We start from the raw sequence: 8064 nt of genomic DNA on the forward strand, positions 1-8064 counted from the left end.
CGGCCCGGACGGGGCGGGACTCGGCCGCTCGTCGCGGGCGGACAGCGACGGCTCGCGCGGAGCGGGGTCGGCCGAGGGTGGCGCCTGCGGCGTCACGAAGGCCGAGGCCCGGGGCGGGGTCGCCGGGCGCGACGACGAGCCCTCGGCGAGTTCCGGCTCGTCGCGGGTCGCCCGGAGCGGCTCGGGCTCGGGCTCGTCGCGACGCGCGGCCGAGGGTGCCTCGCGCGCGGGGGAGGCACCGGATGCCGCGCCCGGAGGCACGGTGGGCTCCAGCGACACCTTCGGCTCACGGGCGGTATAGGCCGCCTCGGGGCGCTTGGCGGATGGCGTGCGCTCGGGCACGTCCCAGGGGATCTCGGTCTTGCCGTCATCGCCGAAGCCGGGATCGCGACGGCCGCCGGCGCCCTGCAGCGCCGGCATGGCCGACTCGGCATGTCCCGGCAGCAGTCGCCGCCACCAGGCGGGGCGCGGTGCCTGCTCGGACGCCTCGTCCGGCTGCGGCGCCGCCTGACGAGACGGGGACGGCTCATCCTCCGCATCCGCCTCGGTCTCGCGGCGGAAGGCGAAGCGCTCGGCGACCCAGCGCCAGGCCAGCAGGACCAGGCGGCCCAACTCGTCCATCACCGTCAGCCAGGACAGGCCGGTGAACAGCGGCACGCCGCACAGGATGGCGGCCAGCGCCAGCAGCGAGGTGCCGCCGCTGCCCACCAGGGGCAGCAAGGCCCCGACCAGGCCCTCACCGAGGATGCCCCCCGCGGAATAGGGCAGGGTGCTCTCGGGGTGGTAGAAATGCAGCGCGCCCAGGGTGGTGGTGCCCAGCAGCAGCAGCACCAGCCCCCCGCAGCGCACCGCCAGGGCGGTGGCGTCCCACTCCAGGCACACCTGCCGCGAACGGATCAGCCACCAGGCGGCAAAGCCCAGCATGCCGGGCCACCACAGGGCGCTGACGCCGAACAGCGAATAGAGCACATCGGCCAGCCAGGCGCCGAAGGCGCCCATCCAGTTGGCCACCTCGGTCTCCGGGCCGCTGCGCGACCAGCCCGGATCCTCCGGGCGAAAGCTGTACAGCGCCAGCAACAGGAAGACGCAGGCCGCCAACAACAGGATCACGACGCCCTCCCGCGCCGACCCCTGCAGCCGAAGGCCGAAGCGTCTTGCCGTTTCCTTGGCGTTCGCCGCACGGCTGTGCGGTGCGGACTTCTTCTTGGCAGTCAAGCGGCCATCCCCCTTGCGCCATTCGGCGCCTTCCAGATTCAACGGCCACCAATCATACCGAGCCAAGGCCGACCGTCACAGGGGCAGTCGCCGACTTGAGCCCCGTCACCAGGCCCGTCACACTAGTGGCTAACGTTATCCGGAAGACACGACGCCATGCTGCCCTGGCTCCCCGAGCGCCCCGTCCGCTTCCCCCCGGTATCCACCGCCCTCGCCGACCCGGGCGGATTGCTGGCCGCCGGCGGCGAGCTGAGCCCGGCCTGGCTGCTGGCCGCCTACCGCCACGGTATCTTCCCCTGGTACAACGCGGGGCAGCCGATCCTGTGGTGGAGTCCGGACCCGCGCATGGTGCTCTTCCCCGAGGAGGTGCGGGTGCGTCGCAGCCTCGCCAAGCGCCTGCGCAACGGTGGCTTCCGGGTGACCGCCGACAGCGCCTTCGAGGCCGTGGTCGCGGCCTGCGCGGCTCCCCGTCGCCACCAGCCCGAGACCTGGATCACCGCCGAGATGCAGGCCGCCTACGCCCGGCTGCACGACCTCGGTGCGGCCCACTCGGTGGAGGTATGGCAGGATGCGCAGTTGGTCGGCGGTCTCTACGGCATCGCGCTGGGTCCGGTATTCTTCGGCGAGTCGATGTTCTCCCGGGTGCCGGACGCCTCCAAGGTCGCCCTGGTGGCCCTGGCACGCACCATGGCCGCCGAGGGCGGCCGGCTGATCGACTGCCAGATGCACACCGCCCACCTGGCCAGCCTGGGGGCCCGGGACATCGCCCGGGAGGAGTTCATCGGCTATCTTGAACAGTGGCTGAGCGAGATGCCGGAGACCACCCGGGTCGAGGAGGTCTGCGCCCTCCTGGCGCCGGCATGGACGTTCGCGAGACTCGACGCCGCACGATGAACCGGCCCCGCATGCATAGGAGACGGCAGCCTTGAGCAGCAACACTCCCCGGCAGCCGATACGCGACCTGCGGTTCTTCCTGACCGTGCCGCACACCTGCAGCTACCTGGCGGGACGCGAGGCGACGACGCTGTTTCTCGACCCCCAGGAGTCGCCGGGAGGGGGCGTCTACGATGCCCTCGCCCTGCTGGGCTTCCGCCGCAGTGGCCGGCACCTCTATCGCCCCCACTGCGAGGGCTGCAGTGCCTGCATTTCCGTGCGCATCCCGGTGGCCGACTTCTCCGCCAACCGCACCCAGCGCAAGCTGGTCCGTCGCAATGCGGATCTCGAGCTGCGGGTGCGTCCCGCCCTCTTCGATGTCGAGCACTATGCCCTCTACGCGCAGTACATCCGCACCCGGCACAGCGACGGCGACATGTATCCGCCGAGCCATGAGCAGTACCGCACCTTCCTGACCCTGGACCAGGACTATGCGCGCCTGCTGGAGCTGCGCCTGGATGGCCGGCTGCTGGCCGTATCCGCCTTCGACCAGCTCGAACACGGCCTCTCGGCCATCTACACCTTTTTCGATCCCGCCCCCGAGCTCGAGCGCCGCTCGCTGGGCACCTTCGCGGTCCTCGCCCTGGTGGAACGGGCCCGCACCCTGGGATTGCCCCATGTCTACCTCGGGTACTGGATCCAGGAGTGTCGCAAGATGGCCTACAAACAGGCCTTCCAGCCCCTGGAAATGCTCGAGGGACGCCATTGGCGGCGCCTGATCCCCAGCTGAGCGCCCGCCCCCCTCATCGCCAGCCCGAAGGCGCCGGTGACGCGAGCGCGCCGCCAGGCACGAGTGCTCCCCAGGGAAGGGTGACTGCGCCTCCTCGAGGATCCGGCGCACCGGGACCCGTCGACGCCCCCGACCGTCCCCCTTCGATGGCCGACCCGCGCGCCCCTGCCGGCACTCCTTTTTGCCTTGGCGACCGGCATGCGGCACAATATCGCGCTATCCTGATCGGCACAGGCGGACGCACCGCAGCACGTGCCGCTCTTCTTTTGTTTTCACCAGCGAGGAATCGCCTATATGGCACGCGAAGACCATATCGAAATGGAAGGCGTCGTCGTCGACACGCTGCCCAACACCATGTTCCGGGTCGAACTCGAGAACGGCCACGTGGTGACCGCCCACATCTCGGGCAAGATGCGCAAGAACTACATCCGTATCCTCACCGGCGACAAGGTCAAGGTCGAGCTGACTCCCTATGACCTGTCCAAGGGCCGCATCGTCTATCGCTCCCGCTGAGCCTTGCCGGGCCCGCCGGCCCACCCTATCGATCACGCCTGCCCAGACGAACAACGCCCCGTCCGCAGACAGGGCGCTGTGTTCATGGGAGCGGTTGACGCGCCGTGATCAGGGCGCGTCGGCCAGTTCCGACTCCGAGGCCAGGTGCAGCTCGCCGTCCTCGACGCTGACGTGCACCACCCCGCCATGCTCGGCCAACTCGCCGAACAGGATCAGCTCGGCCAGCGGCTTCTTGAGCTTCTCCTGGATCAGCCGCGCCATGGGCCTGGCGCCCATGTCCGGATCGTAGCCCTTCTCGGCTAGCCAGTCCCGAGCCGCCTCGTCCACGTCGAGCTGCACGCGCTTCTCGTCCAGCTGCGCCTGGAGCTCGATCAGGAACTTGTCGACCACGTTGCGCACCACCTCGGTGGGCAGCGCATGGAACTGGATGATGCCGTCGAGCCGGTTGCGGAACTCCGGCGAGAAGGTCTTGCGGATGACCTCCATGGCATCGGTGGAGTGATCCTGGGTCTGGAAGCCGATGGATCGCCGCGTGGCCTGCTCGACCCCGGCATTGGAGGTCATGATCAGGATCACGTGACGGAAGTCCGCCTCGCGGCCATTGTTGTCGGTCAGGCGGCCGTGGTCCATCACCTGCAGCAGCAGGTTGAAGACCTCCGGATGGGCCTTCTCGACCTCGTCGAGCAGCAGCACGCAGTGGGGCTGCTTGGTGATCGCCTCGGTCAGCAGGCCGCCCTGGTCATAGCCGACATAGCCCGGGGGCGCCCCGATCAGCCGCGACACGGTGTGGCGCTCCATGTACTCGGACATGTCGAAACGCACCAGGTCGATGCCCATGATATGGGCCAGCTGGCGGGCGACCTCGGTCTTGCCGACCCCGGTGGGACCGGCGAACAGGAAGCTGCCCACCGGCTTGTCCGGCGACTTGAGGCCCGCCCGGGACAGCTTGATGGCCGCCGCCAGGCTGTCGATGGCCTCGTCCTGGCCGAACACCAGCATCTTGAGGTCGCGGTCGATATTGGCCAGCAGCTTGCGATCGGAGCTGGACACGCTCTTCGGCGGAATCCGCGCGATGGAGGCGACCACCGCCTCGACCTGGTCGACGTCGATGGTGTCGACCCGCACCTCCGGCGGTAGCAGCCGCTGGTGGGCGCCGGCCTCGTCGATCACGTCGATGGCCTTGTCCGGCAGGTGCCGGTCATTGATATAGCGATCCGCCAGCCGCGAGGCGCTCTCCAGCGCCGCATCGGTGTACTTGAGACGGTGGTGCTCCTCGAAGCGCGAGCGCAGCCCCTTGAGGATGCGGATGGTGTCCTCCACCGAGGGCGCCATGACATCGACCTTCTGGAAGCGACGCGCGAGCGCCCGGTCCTTCTCGAAGATGCCACGGAACTCGTGGAAGGTGGTGGAGCCGATGCAGCGCAATTCGCCGGAGGACAGCAGCGGCTTGAGCAGGTTGGAGGCGTCCATCACCCCACCGGAGGCCGCCCCGGCGCCGATCACCGTGTGGATCTCGTCGATGAACAGGATGGCGTTGGGCTGCTTGCGCAGTTCGGCCAGCAGGCTCTTGAGGCGCTTCTCGAAGTCGCCGCGGTACTTGGTCCCGGCCAGCAGCGCGCCCATGTCCAGCGAGTAGACGACGGCGTCGCCGATCACCTCAGGCACGTCCTCCTCGACGATGCGCTTGGACAGCCCCTCGGCGATGGCGGTCTTGCCGACGCCGGCCTCACCGACCAGCAGCGGGTTGTTCTTGCGCCGCCGGGCAAGGATCTGCACCACCCGCTCGAGCTCGTGGTCACGCCCGATCAGCGGGTCGATCTTGCCCATCCGCGCCTGCTCGTTGAGGTTGGTGGCGTAGCCGGTGAGCGGATTGCCGCCGGTTTCGCCGCCCGCCTCCTCGGCATCCTCCGCCTCGGGGGACGGGGAGCTGGGGCTCTGGCCATGACCGGCCACCTTGGAGATGCCGTGGGCGATGTAGTTGACGGCGTCCACCCGGGCCACGTTCTGCTGCTTGAGGAAATAGACGGCCTGGCTCTCCTGCTCGGAGAAGATCGCCACCAGCACGTTGGCCCCGGTGACCTCGCTCTTGCCGGAGGACTGCACGTGGAAGACGGCACGCTGCAACACGCGCTGGAAGCCCAGCGTCGGCTGGGTCTCGCGGTCGCCCTGATCCTCGGGAATCAGCGGCGTGGTGGAATTGATGAAATCCTGCAGGTCGGACCGCAGCTTGTCGAGATTGGCCCCACAGGCACGCAGCACGTCAGCCGCCGAGGCATTGTCGAGCAGCGCCAGCAGCAGGTGCTCCACGGTCATGAACTCGTGACGCTTCGAGCGCGCCACGGTGAAGGCCGTGTTCAGGGTCAGTTCAAGTTCTTTGCTCAGCATGGCAGTCCCCTTCTCGCCGCTTAGGGCTTGCGTCGGATCTAACTCGGTCCGGCATCATCAACATCGGGTACAAACGACGGCGTTGCAAGTCACCCCGCCAACGCACGCCGCTCCTCCCTTCGACCATGCCGACGGTCAATCCGTTGCCTCGATGTCGCACAGCAACGGATGCTGGCACTCGCGGGCGTATTGATTGACTTGATGGCTCTTGGTTTCCGCGATGTCGCGGGTGAAGACGCCACAGGTGGCCTTGCCCTGGGTATGCACGGCCAGCATCACCTGCACCGCGGTCTCGCTGTCCATGTTAAAGAAGCTCTGCAGGACCTCCACGACGAACTCCATGGGCGTGAAGTCGTCGTTGTGCAGCACCACCTTGTACATCGGCGGCTGCGCCAACTCCGGCTCCGACGCCTGGACCGCCAGGTCGTCGTCGCCTTCCTCCTCAGGCCCCGAGGGACGCGTCATCCCGGCTCGGGGCATAGCGAGACGGTCCACCATGCCCTCCTCCTTTCTCTTGAACATAAGCATCACTATCGATATCGACAAGCCGAGCACCGCGGAGCGTCTCAACCGTGTTTGGACGCCACCGGGGCGGCAGGGTTCACGCCGGGGCGGCCAGGACGCAAAAGGGCCCCCGTCCGCCAGGCGAACGGGGGCCCGGGTCGCGGCGCCGGACGTTACATGTTGTCGGCGACGGCCTGGCCGAACTCGGAGCACTTGAACAGGGTGGCGTTTTTCATCTGGCGATGGAAGTCATAGGTGACCTCGCCCTTGGAGATGGCCTTCTCCATGCCCTTGAGCACCAGGTCGGCGGCCTCGACCCAGCCCATGTGGCGCAGCATCATCTCGGCGGAGAGGATCAGCGAGCCCGGGTTGACCTTGTCCTGGCCGGCGTACTTGGGGGCGGTGCCGTGAGTCGCCTCGAACATGGCCACGGCGTCGGACAGGTTGGCGCCCGGTGCGATGCCGATGCCACCGACTTCCGCGGCCAGGGCGTCGGAGATGTAGTCACCGTTGAGGTTCAGGGTGGCGATGACGTCGTACTCGGCCGGGCGCAGCAGGATCTGCTGCAGCATGGCGTCGGCGATCACGTCCTTGACCATGATGTCCTTGCCAGTCCTGGGGTTCTCGAAGGTCATCCAGGGACCGCCGTCGAGCGGCTCGGCACCGAACTCCTCCTTGGCGATCTCGTAGCCCCAGTCCTTGAAGGCCCCCTCGGTGAACTTCATGATGTTGCCCTTGTGCACCAGGGTCACCGAGGCACGGTCGTTGTCCACCGCGTACTGGATGGCCTGACGCACCAGGCGCTTGGTACCTTCCTCGGAGACCGGCTTGACGCCGATGCCGCACATCTCGGGGAAGCGGATGTTGGTGACGCCCATTTCCTCGCGCAGGAACTTGATCACCTTGTCGGCTTCCGGGGAGCCGGCCTTCCACTCGACGCCGGCATAGATGTCCTCGGAGTTCTCGCGGAAGATCACCATGTCCACGTCACCGGGCTCCTTCACCGGACTCGGCACGCCCTCGAACCAGCGCACCGGTCGCTGGCACACGTAGAGGTCGAGCTTCTGGCGCAGGGCGACGTTCAGCGAGCGGATGCCACCGCCCACCGGGGTGGTCAGCGGGCCCTTGATGGAGACCACGTAGTCCTTGACCGCTTCGAGGGTCTCTTCCGGCAGCCAGGTGTCGGCGTCGTAGACCTGGGTGGCCTTCTCGCCGGCATAGACCTCCATCCAGTGGATCTTGCGCTCGCCGTCATAGGCCTTCTGGACGGCGGAATCGATGGCGATCTTCATGGCCGGCGTCACGTCGACACCGATACCGTCACCCTCGATGAACGGGATGATCGGATTGTTCGGCACATTCAGGGTGTTGTCGGCGTTGACGGTGATCTTCTGGCCACTCTCAGGAACGACGATCTTGTTGAACCCCATGGCGAACTCCCCTTCTGGTCTGTTCAGTGGAGCCCGGAGTGTACCACCGCCCCCCACCGGGAGTAAGCTTGGTGGGACACTTGTCGACAATCTTGATACACTTGCCCCCCCCTTTTCGCCGGGGCGCCCGTGTCTGGCCCCCACTCCACGCCACCGCAGCGACCAGAGAGATCCACGCCCCATGCCCCAAACGCCGAAGATTATCTACACGTTCACCGACGAAGCGCCTGCGCTGGCGACCCACTCGCTGCTACCGATCATCGACGCCTTCACCGACGCTGCCGGCATCGCCGTGGAAACTCGCGACATCTCCCTGGCGGCACGGATTCTCTCACAGTTTTCTGACTACCTCGC

Annotated in this window: 8 protein-coding genes; 4 read left to right on the top strand and 4 right to left on the bottom strand. The window is 67.5% G+C overall.

Features of this window, described 5'->3' with window-relative positions; all coding sequences use genetic code 11:
- Nucleotides 1-1215: DNA translocase FtsK (locus tag QWY76_RS10100; protein WP_290311058.1), on the bottom strand; the 1215-nt coding region annotated here is incomplete at its 3' end.
- Between the two features lie 156 nt (nucleotides 1216-1371).
- Here QWY76_RS10100 and aat point away from each other — a divergent pair.
- The 3 genes from aat (at nucleotide 1372) to infA (ending at nucleotide 3391) form a co-directional block, all read left to right on the top strand.
- Nucleotides 1372-2109, top strand: coding sequence for a leucyl/phenylalanyl-tRNA--protein transferase (gene aat / locus QWY76_RS10105; RefSeq protein WP_290311059.1), 738 nt, complete (start codon nucleotides 1372-1374; stop codon nucleotides 2107-2109).
- 31 nt (nucleotides 2110-2140) lie between these two features.
- Complete coding sequence (locus QWY76_RS10110; protein WP_290311060.1) at nucleotides 2141-2878, top strand: arginyltransferase; 738 nt, start codon at nucleotides 2141-2143, stop codon at nucleotides 2876-2878.
- A 294-nt stretch (nucleotides 2879-3172) separates the two neighbouring features.
- On the top strand, nucleotides 3173-3391 hold the full coding sequence (gene infA / locus QWY76_RS10115; RefSeq protein WP_013332816.1) for a translation initiation factor IF-1: 219 nt from the start codon (nucleotides 3173-3175) through the stop codon (nucleotides 3389-3391).
- Nucleotides 3392-3499: 108 nt separating this feature from the next.
- On the opposite strand, the gene clpA is transcribed toward infA, so the two are convergent.
- From clpA to icd, 3 genes are all read right to left on the bottom strand, one after another.
- Entirely contained in the window at nucleotides 3500-5776 is a 2277-nt protein-coding gene (clpA, locus tag QWY76_RS10120; RefSeq protein ID WP_290311061.1) for an ATP-dependent Clp protease ATP-binding subunit ClpA, read from the bottom strand.
- Nucleotides 5777-5911: 135 nt separating this feature from the next.
- Nucleotides 5912-6274 (bottom strand): ATP-dependent Clp protease adapter ClpS, encoded by a 363-nt coding sequence (gene clpS / locus QWY76_RS10125; RefSeq protein WP_290311062.1) that lies wholly within the window; start codon nucleotides 6272-6274, stop codon nucleotides 5912-5914.
- Between the two features lie 179 nt (nucleotides 6275-6453).
- On the bottom strand, nucleotides 6454-7710 hold the full coding sequence (icd, locus tag QWY76_RS10130) for an NADP-dependent isocitrate dehydrogenase (protein WP_290311063.1): 1257 nt from the start codon (nucleotides 7708-7710) through the stop codon (nucleotides 6454-6456).
- Between the two features lie 181 nt (nucleotides 7711-7891).
- On the opposite strand from icd, the gene QWY76_RS10135 reads away from it, so the two are divergent.
- A partial coding sequence (locus tag QWY76_RS10135) for an NADP-dependent isocitrate dehydrogenase (RefSeq protein WP_290311463.1) occupies nucleotides 7892-8064 on the top strand: 173 nt, incomplete at its 3' end.

The organism is Halomonas maura (assembly GCF_030409305.1).
Classification (GTDB): Bacteria; Pseudomonadota; Gammaproteobacteria; order Pseudomonadales; family Halomonadaceae; genus Halomonas; species Halomonas maura.